At 37.2% G+C, this 17,655-nt stretch carries 17 protein-coding genes and 1 pseudogene; 11 read left to right on the top strand and 7 right to left on the bottom strand.

Features of this window, described 5'->3' with window-relative positions; genetic code table 11:
- Window positions 1-58: 58 nt before the first annotated feature.
- On the bottom strand, window positions 59-616 hold the full coding sequence (recR, locus tag ACLLO5_RS01230) for a recombination mediator RecR (RefSeq protein ID WP_413176212.1): 558 nt from the start codon (window positions 614-616) through the stop codon (window positions 59-61).
- A 469-nt stretch (window positions 617-1,085) separates the two neighbouring features.
- On the opposite strand from recR, the gene ACLLO5_RS01225 reads away from it, so the two are divergent.
- The gene (locus ACLLO5_RS01225; RefSeq protein ID WP_200323155.1) at window positions 1,086-1,310 is read left to right on the top strand and encodes a type II toxin-antitoxin system ParD family antitoxin; all 225 of its coding nucleotides are present in this window, start codon (window positions 1,086-1,088) and stop codon (window positions 1,308-1,310) included.
- Window positions 1,297-1,635, top strand: a complete 339-nt coding sequence (locus ACLLO5_RS01220) for a type II toxin-antitoxin system PemK/MazF family toxin (RefSeq protein WP_413173677.1) — start codon at window positions 1,297-1,299, stop codon at window positions 1,633-1,635. Before ACLLO5_RS01225 ends, ACLLO5_RS01220 begins: the two co-directional genes overlap by 14 nt.
- Before the next feature lie 760 nt (window positions 1,636-2,395).
- On the opposite strand, the gene ACLLO5_RS01215 is transcribed toward ACLLO5_RS01220, so the two are convergent.
- Window positions 2,396-4,597 carry an HAD-IIB family hydrolase gene (locus tag ACLLO5_RS01215; protein WP_413173676.1) on the bottom strand — a complete coding sequence of 734 codons (2,202 nt, stop codon included), beginning with the start codon at window positions 4,595-4,597 and terminating at the stop codon, window positions 2,396-2,398.
- A gap of 237 nt (window positions 4,598-4,834) precedes the next feature.
- Here ACLLO5_RS01215 and ACLLO5_RS01210 point away from each other — a divergent pair.
- From ACLLO5_RS01210 to ACLLO5_RS01190, 5 genes and pseudogenes are all read left to right on the top strand, one after another.
- Window positions 4,835-5,257: pseudogene (locus ACLLO5_RS01210) on the top strand (ferredoxin:protochlorophyllide reductase (ATP-dependent) subunit B); the annotation flags it as partial.
- A gap of 163 nt (window positions 5,258-5,420) precedes the next feature.
- Window positions 5,421-7,442 (top strand): AAA family ATPase, encoded by a 2,022-nt coding sequence (locus ACLLO5_RS01205; protein WP_413173675.1) that lies wholly within the window; start codon window positions 5,421-5,423, stop codon window positions 7,440-7,442.
- Window positions 7,443-7,558: 116 nt separating this feature from the next.
- A complete protein-coding gene (locus ACLLO5_RS01200) occupies window positions 7,559-7,903 on the top strand; it encodes a type II toxin-antitoxin system RelE/ParE family toxin (protein ID WP_413173674.1) in 345 nt (114 codons plus the stop codon).
- Between the two features lie 2 nt (window positions 7,904-7,905).
- On the top strand, window positions 7,906-8,199 hold the full coding sequence (locus ACLLO5_RS01195) for a helix-turn-helix domain-containing protein (RefSeq protein WP_413173673.1): 294 nt from the start codon (window positions 7,906-7,908) through the stop codon (window positions 8,197-8,199).
- Between the two features lie 62 nt (window positions 8,200-8,261).
- Entirely contained in the window at window positions 8,262-8,591 is a 330-nt protein-coding gene (locus tag ACLLO5_RS01190; RefSeq protein ID WP_413173672.1) for a hypothetical protein, read from the top strand.
- Window positions 8,592-8,725: 134 nt separating this feature from the next.
- Here ACLLO5_RS01190 and ACLLO5_RS01185 read toward each other — a convergent pair whose 3' ends face one another.
- Together ACLLO5_RS01185 and ACLLO5_RS01180 are read right to left on the bottom strand one after the other, a co-directional pair.
- Window positions 8,726-10,030, bottom strand: a complete 1,305-nt coding sequence (locus tag ACLLO5_RS01185; protein WP_413173671.1) for a Tudor-knot domain-containing protein — start codon at window positions 10,028-10,030, stop codon at window positions 8,726-8,728.
- 343 nt (window positions 10,031-10,373) lie between these two features.
- Window positions 10,374-11,279: a hypothetical protein gene (locus tag ACLLO5_RS01180; RefSeq protein ID WP_413173670.1), complete on the bottom strand. Its 906-nt coding sequence runs from the start codon at window positions 11,277-11,279 to the stop codon at window positions 10,374-10,376.
- A gap of 532 nt (window positions 11,280-11,811) precedes the next feature.
- Between ACLLO5_RS01180 and ACLLO5_RS01175 the strand changes: the two genes are divergently transcribed.
- The 3 genes from ACLLO5_RS01175 to ACLLO5_RS01165 all read left to right on the top strand — a co-directional run bounded on the left by ACLLO5_RS01175 (window position 11,812) and on the right by ACLLO5_RS01165 (window position 15,912).
- Complete coding sequence (locus ACLLO5_RS01175) at window positions 11,812-11,973, top strand: ribbon-helix-helix protein, CopG family (RefSeq protein ID WP_200327443.1); 162 nt, start codon at window positions 11,812-11,814, stop codon at window positions 11,971-11,973.
- Window positions 11,974-12,242: 269 nt separating this feature from the next.
- The gene (locus ACLLO5_RS01170; RefSeq protein ID WP_413173669.1) at window positions 12,243-14,828 is read left to right on the top strand and encodes a GAF domain-containing protein; all 2,586 of its coding nucleotides are present in this window, start codon (window positions 12,243-12,245) and stop codon (window positions 14,826-14,828) included.
- 589 nt (window positions 14,829-15,417) lie between these two features.
- Window positions 15,418-15,912 carry a hypothetical protein gene (locus tag ACLLO5_RS01165; RefSeq protein ID WP_413173668.1) on the top strand — a complete coding sequence of 165 codons (495 nt, stop codon included), beginning with the start codon at window positions 15,418-15,420 and terminating at the stop codon, window positions 15,910-15,912.
- Window positions 15,913-15,951: 39 nt separating this feature from the next.
- Here ACLLO5_RS01165 and ACLLO5_RS01160 read toward each other — a convergent pair whose 3' ends face one another.
- From ACLLO5_RS01160 to ACLLO5_RS01150, 3 genes are all read right to left on the bottom strand, one after another.
- Window positions 15,952-16,239 (bottom strand): TMEM165/GDT1 family protein, encoded by a 288-nt coding sequence (locus tag ACLLO5_RS01160; RefSeq protein WP_413173667.1) that lies wholly within the window; start codon window positions 16,237-16,239, stop codon window positions 15,952-15,954.
- A gap of 9 nt (window positions 16,240-16,248) precedes the next feature.
- Window positions 16,249-16,647, bottom strand: coding sequence for a TMEM165/GDT1 family protein (locus ACLLO5_RS01155; protein WP_413176210.1), 399 nt, complete (start codon window positions 16,645-16,647; stop codon window positions 16,249-16,251).
- Window positions 16,648-16,742: 95 nt separating this feature from the next.
- Window positions 16,743-17,093, bottom strand: a complete 351-nt coding sequence (locus ACLLO5_RS01150; protein ID WP_413173666.1) for a YkgJ family cysteine cluster protein — start codon at window positions 17,091-17,093, stop codon at window positions 16,743-16,745.
- Window positions 17,094-17,386: 293 nt separating this feature from the next.
- Between ACLLO5_RS01150 and psb30 the strand changes: the two genes are divergently transcribed.
- On the top strand, window positions 17,387-17,506 hold the full coding sequence (gene psb30, locus ACLLO5_RS01145) for a photosystem II reaction center protein Ycf12/Psb30 (RefSeq protein ID WP_413173665.1): 120 nt from the start codon (window positions 17,387-17,389) through the stop codon (window positions 17,504-17,506).
- Window positions 17,507-17,655: the final 149 nt, after the last annotated feature.

Here is a 17,655-nt window from a genome sequence, read left to right as displayed (position 1 = left end):
GTAACAGTAAGAAGGGAATAGGTAATAGAGATACAAAAGAGACATTAATGATTACCAATTAATCTAATTCCCGTCGTCCTTCCAAAGCCCTAGCCAGAGTCACCTCATCAGCATACTCCAAATCACCACCCACAGGTAAACCAAAAGCAATCCGTGTCACTTTAGTAAACGGTTTTAATAACTGACCTATATATAAAGTAGTCGTTTCCCCTTCCACACTAGGACTAATAGCCATAATTACTTCCTTTGGCTGTTGTTGACTAACTCTCCGCACCAAAGCTTGGACGGTCAACTGTTCGGGTCCAATACCATCCATAGGAGAAATTACCCCACCCAAAACGTGATATTTACCTTTATACTCGCGGGTTTTTTCCAGTGCAATCACATCACGGGAATCTGCAACCACACAGATAGTAGTATTATCCCGGTTGATGTTGCGGCAGATATCACATACAGGTTCAGATGAAAGGTGATAGCAGACTTGACACAAGCCTACCTGTTTTTTAGCATCAATTATTGCCTGTGCTAAAGCTTCAACTTCTGCTTCTGGACGCTTTAAAATGTGCAACGCTAAACGCTGGGCAGATTTGGGACCCACTCCGGGGAGGCGTTGCAGTTGTTCAATTAACCGGGCTAAAGGGCGTGCGTAAACCGTGGCTTTATCTCCAGTGTGTTTTTACCTTTACTATGATGACATTTTTGGGGAGATTTGGAGAATCTCAGGACTTACGCAATTGGCATATTAGTAGGGTGCGTCAGACTTTATAAATCCTGCAAATAAACAGATATTTGATATCTGACGCACCATAAAATAGATATTTGGTGTGACACTTGGGTAAGTCCTAAATCTGTCAGAATCAGGATGTCCAGGATTAAAGGATTAACAGGATGAAAAAAGCGATTTGATTAGTAAATAGGGTATTGGGTTTTCATCCCCTTTTGGGGAAGCGGGTTTATAAAGAAAAAGGAATGTATTAGCAGTTTAATATCAATCAATTTCCTTGGTGGCTTGATGTTAGATGTATTACTCCCACTATTTATGTTACTCTAAAGTAGGAAAAATATAATTACCTTTTGGTAATACTATGCAAGCTGAAAAACTTTCCATTTCCTTACCATCCTCTTTGGTGCAGTTTATTGAGGATTATAAATTGACTAAAGGCTGTAAATCTCGTTCTCAAGTAATTGAGTTAGCCATAGAATTACTGCGTTATCAGGAGTTAGAACAAGCTTACCGGGAAGCAGCGGCGGAATTTAACCCAGAATGGGATTTAACTGTAGGGGATGGGCTGACAGATGAAACGTGGTGAAATATACTTTGCAAATCTCAGTCCCGCAGTGGGGTCAGAAATGAATAAACGCCGTCCTGTACTCATTGTTAGTAATGATGCTAATAATAATGCCTCTACTACGGTGACGATTTTACCAATTACATCTAATATGAGTCGTGTCTATCCTTTTGAAGTTTTATTAAATCCAGAAGATTCGGGTTTGTCTAAAACTTCTAAGGTACAAGCGCAACAAATACGGACAATTTCTAAACAGCGCATTTTAGGAGATGTGATAGGGTGTTTAAGTCAAGAGTTGATCCATTTGGTCAATGATGCTATCAAGCTACATTTAGGTTTGGACTAGCAGATATTAAAACTATTCCATGTGGAGATTTTAACCCACCTTCAGAATATTTCTCATCTAAGAAAATTAATTGTCCTCATTGTAATTGTCGTAATCATCGAAATGGTAGGACTTGGTGTTTCCATCCCCTTTCGGGGAAGTGGGTTTGTAAAGTCTGAATCTGGGATTGTAAACATAATCACTATTGAGTTTCCATCCCCTTTCGGGGAAGTGGGTTTGTAAAGGTAGAACTTTTGGATACAGAATCAAAAGGTATTGTTGAAGTTTCCATCCCCTTTCGGGGAAGTGGATTTGTAAAGTTTTCGCACGCAGAGGCGGCTCTAGAAGCATTGCTAAATAGTTTCCATCCCCTTTCGGGGAAGTGGGTTTGTAAAGCCTCCACTGCCACGCCTCAGGTCATTTTGTACTCGTTTCCATCCCCTTTCGGGGGAGCGGGTTTGTAAAGATGTACCCTGAACAAACAGGTACCAGACTTGAAGGGTTTCCATCCCCTTTCGGGGGAGCGGGTTTGTAAAGAGTTCACTTCTGGAAACCTTACAGAGCAAGGGTTTCAGATACCCTAATCGACACACCTCTGGAAAATGGAAAAAAATTTCTAGAAATGGTCAAAATCGCAGCCTGAAAGCCTTATGGTGCAAGCTATCGACACACCTTAACGAAGTTATGCGGTTTTCAAGGTTCGGGCGGGGTGTGTCGATAAATCTGAACACATCACATTAAAATAGATGATTTTACTGAAATTGTCAAGCCGAGAAAGTGACTAAGCTATCATCATTTCCGGCTGTTTTTGCGACAAACCACCGAAAAAGTCATAATAATCCAACGCTTCTAAAATGCCCCAAGCATAATGACCTTGAGCAAAATAAATCTGTGGAAGACCCCGCAGTTTTTCAATTTCCTGGCTGTAATTACCAACCACAACACCTAAAGTCTGACCACCAAGCATGGTTTCATCATTACCTGATGCCCCTGCCACTAAGAAGCGGTTCACAGGTAAACCCCATTTTAAAGCTACATAACGAATTGCATCTCCTTTAGAAGCCCGAATAGGCAATAAATCCAGATACATATTGTGGCTATAAATTCCTTTCACCAGCAATTGATGACGACGCAAATGGCGAATAATTTCTCGGTAGTTTGGTGCTTTGGCTTCATCAACAAAATAGCTGATTTTAAACTGGCGTTGAGTTTCCGATGGTTGCAATTCTACACCGGGTATATCTTTCATGGCTTGACGAATTGCTTGGGCTTGCCATTGATAACCTATATGTTTTTGCCAACTTGTATCTGTGACAATTTGGGGTCCATAGTAGATTTCACTACCTGCTGATGTAATTAATAAATCTGGCATGGGGAAGCGCCATTCTTCCAACATACTCAAGGTACTTTCTAATGTGCGTCCTGTGGCTATTCCGACTCCGGTTGTATGTCCTTCTTGACGAATGCGCTGTATCAATTTTTCTAGGGCTTCTTTGTCACCTAAAAGGGTGTTATCAATTTCGCAAACGAGGAAACGGTCTGCAGTTGGTAAACGGTTTGTATCTGGTACATTCCATTCTGGATGATCAGCAGCAGGAGACGCGGGGAGGGGACTGAGTAAAGATTGAATTCGTCGTTGGGGGAAAAGGCTGATTTTCTCTAGATATTTGTCAACGTGACTATTCCAGGAGAAATGTTTGCGGACATTAACTAAGCCGTTTTTAGACCAGTGTTGCCATTTTTCCGTATCTGTCAGGGTTGTGCGGAGGGCATTTTGGATATCTTGAATATTCAAGGGGTCAATCAGCAAACCATTTTCGCAAGCTGCTAAAATATCTCTGGGTCCACCGTCAGCAGTTGCAATAATCGGTACACCGCAAGCACTGGCTTCTATTAAAGTTAACCCAAATGGTTCTGTTAGGGCTGGATTAATAAAGACTCCTTTGGTTTTAGCCGTCAGTCTAAATAAATCTGGCACATCATCAGCGTTATGGTGTTTAGGATATGCAATATGGCCATAGAGGTCATAGCGGTCTATTAGTTGCAATATTTCAATAAATACTTGACGGGGACCAGATTCCATGGTCATGATGTCGTCTCGTTTCCCCAGTACAATTACTAGGTTAGCCAGGTGACGTAATTCAGGATCTTCTCCATAGGCTTTGATTAAACTACTCACGTTTTTCCGAATAGCGGGGCGAGAAATCGCCATAATTATCGGCTTTTGGGGTTGTTTGAGAAAACGATCTAATTCTGTTTGAATGGGTGGGTTGTGCCAATTATCTGCGGCTGAGTAAAAGCGATCCAAGTCTACACCAGGGGGAATCACTACCATTCTTTCTGGTTGATAGCGATCGTATATACTATATTGCTGTTCAACTTCTTGATTCGTACTGGCTATAACTAAAGCTGCTCCACCCAGTGTAATTTCTTCGGCTTCAATTCTGGTACTGATATGAAAATGTTCTTCAATTGCGTCTTGTTTAGTTCCCTGTTCCAGTAATTTTTGTTGCTTGACTCGTCCCAGGGAATGACCAGTATGGACAAGGGGTGTTCCTAACCACCCAGCCACCCGACTACCAACATATCCTGCGTCGGCGTAATGTGTATGAATTACATTTGGTATTCTTCCCACTTTGCGAATATGTCGGAGTAATTCATCAGCAAAGGTATCTAAATGTGGCCAGAGAACTTCTTTACGTAGGTAGCGACGGGGACCGCAAGCAAGGCGAATAATTTGGGCTTTATCTGAAAGTATTTCTATTGGTTGGGCATAGTCAACACTGACTTTGGAATCATTCACCAACCGGGTGACTAAATCAACTCTTTCTACTTGGGGATTTTTGGCTAATGTGTTGGCCAGTTCGACTACATATTTTGTTTGTCCACCGGTGTCTGCATCTCTTCCTAGTTCTAGATTATGACCTCTAATTAAACCGTGAACACTGACGAGTATAATGTACAGTCCTGGGCTATTTGACATTTGTCTTCCTCCATTGTTGACTGTATATTTGGCTGTAAGTAAGTTGGCAGATATGGAAGGATCTAATTGGGAGGTTCAGCCATAATAATATGGCTTCTTGTCCTTTACTTGCCTCGTTGGGGACAAATCCTTAGCGATCGCAGTAGTTTAAACCATAGCTGACGAGCGGGTATATTGTCATCTACTATCCAGATTTTGTGGTGGCGTTGCTTGGGTTTTCATGCGTGCGATCGTATGGAATGCACCGTTATATTTGTTACACTGAGGGAACGCCACGTTGGTAAACGTTTGGATATTCCTTGCGGTGTCATTGCCGCACCTATTCACGTGCAGAATTTCCCCATTGGTTACAAATCATTTATGGGTTATGAAGGCACAAATCAAATCACTGATTTAATCTACAATTCCTTCACTTTGGGAATGGAAGATCACCTGTTAGAAATCTTTGGTGGACACGATACAAAAGAAGTAATTACCAAAGGAATTTCCGCAGAATCTGGTTTGAATTCGACAAAAGATGGACAAGCAGAATTGAATAAGATTCCTGGTTTTGTGCGCGGGAAAGTAAAGCGAAATACGGAAAAGTTTGCCCGTGAGCGTGGGTTTAAAGATATCTCTGCTGAGGTATTGTATGCAGCTAAGGAGTCTGTAGGGGCGTAGTTTTGGTAGTTGGTTGATAAAAGTAAGTGGTGAGGGGTAAGATTTACTCTTTACTACTCACTATATATTGACGTTTTTGATTTTGGTATAAAGTTGATTATATAAGAAGTTATTTAGTGTATAATACTACCTGTAAGCTTCTTCATTATCTAAGTCTATATATATGAAACTCTCTTTTGTTAAACCTTATAAATCTATAACTTTTCTCCCTGAGACTGAATTACCTGATTTTGTCGTACTGACTGGAGTTAATGGTGCTGGAAAAACTCACTTATTGGAAGCAATCGAAAAAGGCTATATTTTAGTTGATAATATTACAATAGATGAACAAATAAAACCAGTTAGATTTTTCAATTGGATGAACTTGGTAACTCAAGATAGTGGTGCTATAGCTCCTTTTCAGCTAAGTCAAGAACTATCAAATTTTTGGTCTCAATTGTCCCAATCTATTAAAGAGTCTCTTCCTATAATTTATAATACTTTGTATTCCAATTTTAATAAACCTGAATTCTTATCTATAAATATTCGTAATCTTCTGAATATGAGTGAAGCAAATTTCATAGAAATAGGGATTAATTCAAATCAAGCGCAAGAAATTCCACGGATAATTCAAAGTGCTATTCAAAACGCAAAACATAATTTTATTCAAAAAAACCCTAATCGTCAAATTCCTAATACTCACTCAGAATTAATCAAGTATTTAGAAGAAAGCAGTGGAATTCCTATAATAGCTTTTGAAGAAAAAGATTTTTATGATAACTTTCCTAAGATGGGTTGGATGTCTGTGGATATATTTCAGCAATCTTTTGGTAGACTTTTCGCAGAGTATCAAAAGAATTGGCTTTCTAATGAAATAAAAGCTTGTGCAAGATATAAGGGAGAAAATGTCACTTCTTTATCTGATGAAGAGTTTAAAGAAAAATATGGAGAACCACCTTGGGATTTTTTAAACAGTATTCTTGAAGCTGCAAATTTAGATTTTCGTGTTAATCAACCTGCTAAGTATGATGATAGACCTTACGAACCAGTTCTTACAGACAAATTAAGAGAAAACACTGTCCTATTTGCTGATCTCTCCTCTGGAGAAAAGATTTTGATGTCATTTGCACTATGTTTATATTATGCAGAAGATAGTCGTCAGATTGTAAATTATCCCAAAATTTTACTTTTTGATGAAATTGATGCTCCGCTGCATCCTTCCATGACTCAATCTCTTTTAAAGACAATACAAAATGTACTGGTAAATCGCCATACTATTAAAGTAATATTGACAACACACTCACCATCAACAGTCGCTTTAGCTCCAGAAGATTCAATATATGTCATGAACAAAACTGGAGAAAATCGTTTACAAAAGACGACAAAAGATAACGCACTTGCTATTCTAACTTCTGGTGTTCCTACCTTAAGTATAGATTATGAAAATCGCCGTCAGGTATTTGTTGAAAGTGATTATGATGCTAAATGCTATGAGAAAATTTTTAATAAGCTAAATAAGTCAGAAAATACTTTAATATCAGAAATTTCTTTAAATTTTATTTCTTCTGGATTAACAAGTAAAGATCCAAACGGTGGAAATTGTACTAGGGTTAAAGATATAGTCAAGGAGTTATATCAAACAGGGGGTAACAAAAATATTTATGGAATCATTGATTGGGATATTAACAATAACGAAAACGAAAATGATCATGTAAAAGTTCTTGGGCATAAAAAAAGGTATAGTATTGAAAATTATATTCTTGATCCACTTCTATTAGTAGCTTTTCTACTTCGTGAGAGACATAATGAAAAAATAGTTCAAGAAATTAAACAATGTTGTGAAATAGGCTTAAACAATAATGAAACGTTTATGGATATTGCCAAGTTTAATGATATCAGACTTCAAAAGGTAGCTGATTTTATAGTAAATAAGGTGAGAGAAAAATTGTCACCTTCCATAGATGAAAATAATCAACAGTGTGAGTATATAAATGGACAATCAATTAACTTGCCAGAATGGTTTCTTAAGATTCAAGGACACAAGTACGAAGATATACTAAAGGATATTTTCAATCCTCTAAAGCAATATAAAAATGATGCCCTGAAAAAAGAAATATTGAATAAAGTTGTTGATGATATACCACAACTTCTTTCTAAAGATTTTATAGATTTATTCCATAAAATTCAGAATTTCAATATCTATTGACTTTATGTACCAAAAAAGGTACTATATAGCATAACATCAAATCTAACGTATGTAGTTGTTAGATAAAGGTATGCAAAATACTAATGCCTACTTCTATATTTAATTAGGTTTGATGTATGACAGATAAAAGAGTTCCGGCTGAATTTTATAAAAACGAAAATGGTAGTGAGCCAGTTCGTGATTGGTTAAAAAGTTTATCTAAAGAGGAAAGATTTTTGATTGGTGCTGATATCAAGACGGTTGAATTTGGTTGGCCAATTGGAATGCCAACCTGTCGGCCAATGGGTGATGGATTATTTGAAGTCAGAACAAATTTACCACAAAATAAAATTGCTCGTGTGTTATTTTGTTTCTATGCAGGTAAAATGATATTGCTGCATGGCTTCATTAAGAAAAGTCAAAAAACACCAAAACAACAATTAGATTTAGCCTTGGAACGCAAACACATATTGGAGGCGTAAATATGAAAGAAAATCCTTATATTGGTTCTTCTCTTGATGCGCTTTTAGAAGAAGATGGAACATTAGATGAAATCAACTTAATAGCTATTAAAAGAGTTATTGCTTGGCAGATTCAAACAGCAATGGTAGAGAAAAACATTACTAAAACAGCAATGGCTGAGAAGATGAAAACCAGTAGATCATCTGTTGATAGACTTTTAGATCCTGATCATCATTCTGTTACCTTAGAGACAATTGATAAGGCTGCTAGAGTTGTTGGTAAGAAAATTCGTTTTGAATTGGTAGATGCTGTTTAAAGTAGAAAAAATCAAACTCATGGCTGATTATGAATGTTACCCATTATGGTGGGTAAATTCTGATGAAGCTGGAGATATATATTGACCCAGAAAAATTACCACTGAGTCAAGAAACTATTACACGTTTGGAAAAATGGGCTGATATTTACGATGCAAAATTGAACTGGGAAGATCCTAATTCATCAGGTTTTCCCAGTTTAAATGCTAAAGCAGCTTTTGAAGCAGAAGGAATTAGTTTGTGGAAGCAACTGCAAAAAGAACTTGCACCCAACTATGAAGTTGTTTATTTCAGTGAAACATTACGCAAAGTCGTAATTGATATAAATGAATTAGAATCTTTACGCAATAGATATCTCCGAAAATTAAATGTGCGGTTTCTAGAAACCTTGTAGAGACGTTCCATGGAACGTCTCTACGTCTCTACAATCTTTTTTGGATATCTCTAATATCAATACTTAACAGATAGTCAACTAAAAAAGTAAACAATGACAAAAGCCAGTTTATTCTAATAATACCTGCTCGGTAGTTAGCAAATATCATCTAGATCAACCCATTCATCATAGGATGAGTCATAGTCAATGTAATGTACAAAGTATTGTTGACCCTGAATTTTATTGATGGTTGCAGAATACCATTCTTCATTATCCTCATCCCAAACTTTGACTTTGACACCCACCGCATATCCATTATCATCGGATGAGGCTTTATCGCGGATACGCAAATCATCTGGTTCAACCCATTCATCTGAGGATGACCCGTAACCATCATAATGAATAAAGTATTCGTTATCTTTGACTTTCTCAATAGTTGCAGAATACCAATCCTCATCTTCTTCATCCCATACTTCTACTTTTGTGCCTACTGCATACTGATTATTATTAACTTTGCCAGCAGATGAAATATCTCGAACAGATGATTTTTCCTCTTGTTGAATTTCTTGTTTAACTAAAATATGGGCTTGCTTAATCAAACTGGCAGCCACAGTTTGAATCCCTGTATGCTCATAATAATTAGTAGTTTGATCAAGGAATGCTGCTACAAAGTCTAGATTATCATCAGCAATTTGAATAAAATTACCCAGACTACTAAAAATTGATTGCGGAGTTATACCTGTCTTGGATACTAAATTAGATATCCAGCCTTGTACAGAGTTAAAACCTTGAGTAATAAAACCAAGTTTATCAGTGGGATTATTACCTGGTAGAGAGCTATTAATAGCTGAAAAAACTGGGTTTTGAGCTATTTGACTAGCATCAGTGCCACTAATAAGTTCATGAATTTTGTTGAGGAAGTCGGGACCTAATGGCACTATTCCATCTAAACAAACTAAAGCTACCATCCTCATAAGGGAGGCATCTTGATAGTTGTTGGCTAGAGACTTGGCAAACTCTTGGGGGTTCGGTTGAGGAATACCATTGAGTTTGCAAAAAACGATGATTTCGATCGCAATTTTCAGTACCAAATCAATCGTTTGGGTGAGGTCTGCTTTGGGTGTAATATTGGTCAGAAACGAAAGAATACCAATTTTTTCACCAACTTTGTTCGCTAAAGCTGCCGTAGCCATAGCTGTGTCTGCTTTATCAACTGTTTGATAAAGTTTAATTGCACTCTGGTAGCCCTGTTGAGGATCGTGATACAAAATAACAGCACGCTCCCGGATTTTCTGGATTACTTTGGTATCAGTTTCTCCAGTAATAGCACGGATAGTATTGTCAAAGCCCACCAAATTGTTCCACTGACTTGGGGCTACATAATCAACAGCCTTTAAAACTTTAACGGTAATATTATCAGTTGATAACTCGTCAACCAATTGAATAATTGATTTCTCCATAAGTAATCCTCAAATAATCCTCAAAAACAAAAATGGGACGTATTGATAGAGTTCCCTAAATTAGTAAAAAAGTAACTTTCATTTTTATCTAAAGTTCCCCATGCGGACGTGAGCAAAAATGCTGTAACCTTTATCGGCCGATAAATACAGGCTTTGATGGTAGAAAAGCTGTACTCATGGAATTTAAGATTTTTTTCAGATTTGGGAGTTAGTCTAACAAATGCAGCGTGTTTTTTTTAATGCTTTAAAAAGAGCTAATACCAGAAGTTGAAGAAAATCCTCTAAATTAGTAGAGACATAAAAAACGTCTCTACATTTGCCAAAACCAGATTTGAACTTAAATTTAGTTCAGCGACTGATTAGATGAAATATATTGTTGTTGACAATATTCCTGAGTTGGTGTGACAGAAACAACTTCCACTTCCACAGGTTTTTCTGGTGCGGGGTTAATAATAAACTCACTCGGACCGACATGGGGTTTTTGTGCATTTCCCCAATCATAGGTATAACCTAAACCTGACCAGGGATAATATTCTTTCTTCTCATTGGTGTAAGAATTGGTGTATATTGTCTTGATTACAGGACTGCTATCAGGCACAGGTAAAGGTAAAAGATTACAACTAGCATCGTTAATTTCTGAATCAATACAGGGTCTCATTAAATCTTCCCCTTTTACCCACAATTCGACAAAATGGGTTTTGGTGGAATACTTATTTAAGATTAATCCTAAATACTGTTGTAAGCGCAGTGAAAGTTCAACATTATCAGGAATATTCGCATCTATGGCTTGATATTGCTGACAAAATTCTTGAACTTGTGGTACTGCTGTAAACCAAGTTTGATAAGGGAGTTGTTTTTTTGCACCTATTGGCCAATCTACAGTTGGGTTACTCACATATTTCCAAGTAGACATTAAATATTCAATTTTGCCATTATTCTCTCTCCATTTAATTTTGGGATTACTGGGAGACAAAGCCCAAAGATCACTAACTACCTCATCTTCTAATGGTTGTTTTGCATCTTCAATCGCATCTGCTAATGTCTTGGTCAAAAGATTATAAGTTTCCGGTTGATATTGCAAGAGATATTCATAAACATTTAATGGTGCTTCTGCTAGGGCTAATTGTGTTTTTAGTATTGATGTACTATTGCTAGCAATTTCTTCAGCTAAAAGCTGTGGTTGCCATCCGAAAACTAAAAAAGCACAACATAATAAGCCTACAAAAAAGCTTTTCTGCCAATTCTTCATGGTAACTAAACTGGTATGTTTGTTGTTGATCGAATTATATCCAGGTCATATTTTATATTTACTTATTACGAGATAACCGCTAGTCTTTATGTTTTTTAATTTAACTTTTATGTATAAATTTGAACAAAATATTAATATATGTGTGTACTTTTTCAGTGATTTTGACCAAATGCGATTGGATGAGTAAATTTTCTCATCTACAATAAAGTTCAGTTATATTATTAGTAATAATACTTATTTAAAACATGGAATTGAGTAATTTGATACAAATAACTTTAAAACTATTTTTAAAGTTACTGAGTTTAAGTGACAAAGTAATCTTTTTTCCTTTGTCTCACCAACAAAACCTATCAAGGTGCTGGAGTCTGTCTCATCTAAATTTTTTGCAGTGATTGATACTAATTGGAATTATAGATTAGTAATACTTATAATCAGGCTATCGGATGGATTTGTAATGGTATATGCTATTGCTCTTTCGCAGAATAACAAAATCTATTAAAATTAAGATGCCTCCGTTAATGGTATCTTAAATATGCCTAAACCTGAAATATACATAACTTTTAGGTTGACTCAGCCAGAAAAAGATTTACTGCGTGAGTATTGTGAACAAACTGGTAGAAACCAAACAGATGTGTTGCGCGAATTGGTACGGGGGTTAAAACGTCGAATCAAAAGAACAAATGAAGAGGTTTAAAAGCTGCTTAATGTTCCTATATAATGATTGGTAAACCTTCCTGTTTTTACTCTTGGATTCATAACTATGCAAATACTTTTTAAATTTAATTGGAATTATCAATTGTTGAGACTTGATTCTCCCCAGTATAAACTTTATTTAAAAATTCATTAGTTCATAGGGTATACTGTCCAGTAATGATAGTCTGAAGCTAAACCTAACATAATAAATTTCATAGCCACCTGAGCGACCATTTGTAATTTCTAAATCCTACTATATCAAATACAGTTATGTCACCGCAAACACCAAATATCGAAGAAAACACAGATGTGATTATTAGTTCTAGCAACAACGAAACTTATAAGTTACAAAGTAATTCTTCTCCAGTAGTAAGTTTGGCTACAAGAAAAGGAACTATTTCTCAGTTTCTGGCTCCCTTGACTCAAGATAGCTTTAAACAGGTAGTTCAGGAGGTTGAGCATAAATTGAAAATTGTTAACGAAACCTTATCCATGTTGGATTATCAAGGTTTTGAAACAATTCTCCAAGAAATGCTGCATTCAATTACTCTGAAAACAGGGGAATTACTAGGAGCAGACCGGACAACAATATTTTTATTAGATCAGGATAAACAAGAGTTATGGTCTATTTTAGCTGAAGGGGAAAGTAAGCGACCATTAGAAATTCGGATTCCAGCAAATAAGGGTATTGCTGGGGAAGTTGCTACTTTGAAAAAAGTAGTGAATATTCCCTTTGATTTTTATAATGATGAGCGTTCTAGATTTGCTCAAGAACAAGATAAAAGAAATGGCTACCGTACTTATACAATGTTAGCGTTGCCGCTGTTAAATGAAAATGAAGAATTAGTAGCGGTTGTACAATTATTAAATAAATTAAAATACCTACACAATCCTGATGATCCCTTGGCAGAACGCATTGATAATAAGGGGTTTAGTAGCTCGGATGAGAAATTATTTCAAGATTTTGCTCCTTCAATTCGCCTGATTTTAGAGTCTTCTCGTTCTTTTTATATTGCTACTCAAAAACAAAGGGCAGCAGCGGCTTTGATGAAGGCAATTAGATCCTTAAGTCAAAGTAGTCTTGATTTGGAAGATACCCTGAAACGGGTTATGGATGAAGCAAAGGAACTGATGAATGCGTATCGCAGTACACTTTGGTTAATAGATAGCGATCGCAATGAATTATGGACAAAAATTACTCAGGATGATGGCACGACTAAGGAGTTGCGAGTACCAATAGGTAAGGGTTTTGCAGGTATAGTTGCAGCTTCTGGGAAAACTTTAAATATTCCCTTTGATTTATATGAGCATCCAGACTCAGAAACCGCTAAAGCCATAGATAGACAAACTAATTTCCGTACCTGTAGTTTGCTTTGTATGCCGGTGTTTAATAGCGATCAAGAATTGATTGGTGTTACTCAGTTGGTTAACAAAAAGAAAACTGGAGATTTTCCACCTTATAATCCTGCTAATTGGCCTGATGCTCCTGAATGCTTCCAAGCCAGTTTTGATCATAATGATGAAGAGTTCATGGAAGCTTTTAATATCCAAGCAGGGGTAGCATTACAAAATGCTCAATTGTTTGCCAGAGTCAAACAACAGGAACAAATGCAGCGGGATATTTTGCGGAGTCTTTCTAATGGGGTAATTTCTTCAGATAAGTCAGGATACATTATCACTGCGAATGAAAGTGCAAAACGTTTATTGGGATTTGATACTGATGAACGTTTGGAAGGTAAATTGGTGAGTGATGTTGTGCATATTAAGGAGGGTGATTTTAGCAAGTGGTTTACAGATGCTTTACACGCTACTGATGTCAAAGATACCCAGCAATACTATCCAGATCGTACACTTTTAACGACTAATCAAGAACAACACAGCGTTAATTTATCACTCAATACTATTGCTAATGCTAATGACCAAAATCAAGTGTGTGGTGCATTGGTGGTAATGGATGATATTAGTGATGAAAAGCGTCTCAAAAGCACGATGTACCGTTACATGACTCAGGAGTTGGCAGAAGAACTGCTGAAATTAGATGATGCTAAACTGGGAGGCGATCGCAAAGAAGTTACGATCTTATTCTCGGATATTCGTGGCTATACCACTCTCACAGAAAATATGGAAGCTGAACAAGTGGTAGGTATGCTGAATGAATATTTTGAATCTATGGTAGAAGCTGTCTTTAAGCATAAAGGCACTCTTGATAAATATATCGGTGATGCCATTATGGCTGTTTTTGGTTCTCCCCTACCCTTGGCAGAACACGCACGGATGGCAGTGGAAACTTCTCTAGAGATGCGTCATCGGTTACAAGAATTAAATCAGCGTCGTGAAGCTGCTAATGAGTCCAAAATCAAAATTGGCATTGGCATTAATTCTGATATCGTTATTAGCGGTAATATCGGCTCTAGTAAGCGGATGGAATTTACTGCTATTGGTGATGGTGTTAACCTTGGTTCTCGACTAGAAAGTGTCAGTAAACAGTATGGTTGCGATATCATTATCAGCGATAATACATATAAATTCTGTCAGGATAATATTTGGGCTAGGGAACTTGATTTCATTCGTGTGAAGGGTAGAAATGAGCCTGTATCTATCTATGAATTGATTGGGATGCGTTCTGATCCTATTAGCTCTACTAAACAAGAATTAATTGAGTATTATCACAAAGGACGTGAGTATTATCTGAAACGTCAGTTTGCACTTGCCCAAACTGAGTTTGTCAAAGCTTTAACTGCCGATAATAATGACAAAGCCTCTATGTTATATCTAGGTCGTTGTCAGCATTGGTTACAATCACCTCCATCCGATACAACTTGGGATGACGGTGTTTGGACGTTTAATGAAAAATAAGGTCAGGAGTCAGGAGGCAGGAGGCAGGAGGCAGGAGTGATTAATTTGATATGAAAACAACAGCCTCTATGCTTTGCTAATTTGGGTTCACTACCCCCAGTAAATAAAAGATTTACTGTGGTCTTCGTTAAGGAGGGTATTGAATCCCATTCTTAACGCCTTCTACCTTCTTCAACAAATTATCAAATAGGTATTTTTGGTGTGAACCTGAACCAGGTTAAAGCGTCGCGTGCCGTATGACTCCTAGATCGTCACAAAATAGCCATAATTAATGCCATCAGGACGTTCTATTTCTGGTGCTGTACGTCCTGATTAATTGGTTGTGTATTGGAAATAGCTCGATTACCTACCTTACAATTTCCAAAATTTAGCCATACCTAAGCCTAATCTTAATCTCCTCTAACTAAAAGTTTAATTTTTTAATTGTTTTTATTATTTTGTAATTAAACTTAAAGAAATTATTCTAAGAAATTCAAAAATCATTGTGAAAATGTTGCATACAGTAGGTTTTGTAACAGTTAATTGATATTTGTTGTCAAAGTCATTCTATTAAGTTAGAAACTAGGAATACAACAAAGCAATTATTTTTATGAACGCTATTTCTAACCTTCAATTAAAACGGTCAACTTGGCAAACTGCCATTATGTTGACTTTAGGCTTTTGGCTCAGTTCCAGCTTGGTTTTAGATTGGGTAATTATGCCTAGCCTTTATCTGGCAGGAATGATGAACGAAGCGAATTTTGCTACAGCTGGCTATACAATTTTTTGGAATTTTAATCGTCTAGAATTATTATCTGCGGCTGTAGTTTTGACGGCTGTACTGGCTGTTGGCCAAGCTAAATCTAATAGGAGTTTGGGCAATATATTTTTATCTTGCTTCCTGCTAACAGTAGCCGTAGTTGATACTTATTTTTTAACTCCGCAAATGTGTGCTGTAGGCAGTCATTTAAATCTCTTTACTGCCAGTGCAGTTCCTGAAACGATGAATTTACTTCACGGTGGTTATTTTCTGCTGGAAGTGTTCAAGCTAGTGGCTGGTGCGATGCTATTAAATCGGTGTTGGCGAGAAAGTTGTGAAGTTTAAAGCATCTAGGAGATGGTGGGCAATGCCCACCCTACGAGATTAATCTGATTCGGTTTCATTTTTGGGTAAAAGTAGACGAATAGCGAGGATAGCAAATCCCACAGCAGCGATCGCTTTTAAAACCCGTGTGGGAAATAATTCTGATACTGCGCCCCCAGCTAATGCACCTAACAAACTGGTTAATAGTAATGCTCCGGCTGTGCCAAAAAACACGCCACGCCGAGATTGACCACGACCAGAAAGAGCGATCGCAGCTAATTGGCTTTTATCACCTAGTTCTGAAAGAAAAACTGTAATAAAGCTGATTCCTAAAAGATTCCAGTCCATGTTGTATAACTAACGACTAATAAACACATCCCAAAATAGCATTACAGAAATTAACAGCAACATCACCCCAGCGGATTTTTCCACAGTCTTAGGACTAAGTTTACTGGCTATCCAGCCACCTAAAAGCACACCTAAAAGGCTGGTTGTGATCAGTGCAGTTGCCGAACCAATGAACACTACCCAAGGTGCATGAGATTCTGCACTCATTAACAGAGTGGATAGTTGAGTTTTATCACCAATTTCTGCCAAAAAGATGGTGATGAAGGTTGTACCAAACACCACCAATGCTGAATCCTGTTTTTTGGCAGTATCCTGAATGACAGGCTGAAGTGGATAATCGGTAATTTCAGTTAGTTCTGGCTGGGTTTGAGTATGAGCTATGCCCAGAGGTGCGGAGTCAAGTTTCACAGGCGGTTGTCCTGTCACTAAGTTGTTTTCATATTCTTTTCATTTTCTCAGATTGTTGTAACAAATTGCAACTCAGAAGCAAAAAAAAGTTAAACTCAAAAACCAACAGCTTGATCAAACCGGATTTGTTCTAAACTGCGATCGCCATAAACTGCTTCTATTTGTTGACGACAGCAGTCGATCGCAAAATCATTTAGTTCCTCCGGTTCAATCCCATACATATCCTGAAAAATCTCTGCTTCTACCCGACAAAAACGCGGACGATTGGCGTAAATAGTGCATTCTCTCGTTTCTTGGTCAAAATTCACACACCATCCGTCCTCACCGACCATACTCAGATAAAGTCCCAATTCCTCTGGTGAAAGATATTCTTCTAAATCTGGACGCTCATCAGGATCAAGATGACAGCACGCTCCACATTGCTTTATACATTGCCAAGTAGCCATAATTTACCTCTAGGGATTGGGGACTGGGGATTGAGACAGAAGGTAAGGAAGAGAATGACAACTGATATCAAAATGTGACAGATGATGAACTAGAACACAAATACAGCAGGTGATTCCCAATCCAAAATCTAAAATCCAAAATGGTATGACCCATTCTCAGCCCAGTTTACATTTTTATATATTTTCCTATAATTTTGTTAAGTAACTTAAAATTTGCTGCCCCTATCCAGATATGATCTATTGCGGGCTTTGCATTTAAGTTATTGAATCTTTTAAAACCGTTTGGAGGAAAAATGGAAGCTTTAGCCAATATCAACTTTGAAGTTGTGTTTCAATTAGCCTGTGTAGCATTGATTATCATTGCTGGTCCAGCAGTAATCTTTGTCCTCGCTTTTCGCAACGGCAACCTGTAAATTAGGTAAGGTGTAAGGGGTAATAATTTTTACTAATTATCAATTACCTATTACCCCTTTACTCCACAACATAGGGAATTGTACGGTTTTTGTTAAATTTCTTGGATGTTAACATCCGCAATTACTGTTTCATGCGAGTCTAAAAATAA

The sequence above is a fragment of the Anabaena azotica SJ-1 genome (assembly GCF_047275885.1).
GTDB classification, from domain to species: Bacteria; Cyanobacteriota; Cyanobacteriia; order Cyanobacteriales; family Nostocaceae; genus Trichormus_B; species Trichormus_B azotica_A.
The sequence above is the reverse complement of the archived record's forward strand: the minus strand, read 5'-3'. Positions and strand labels throughout refer to the sequence as shown.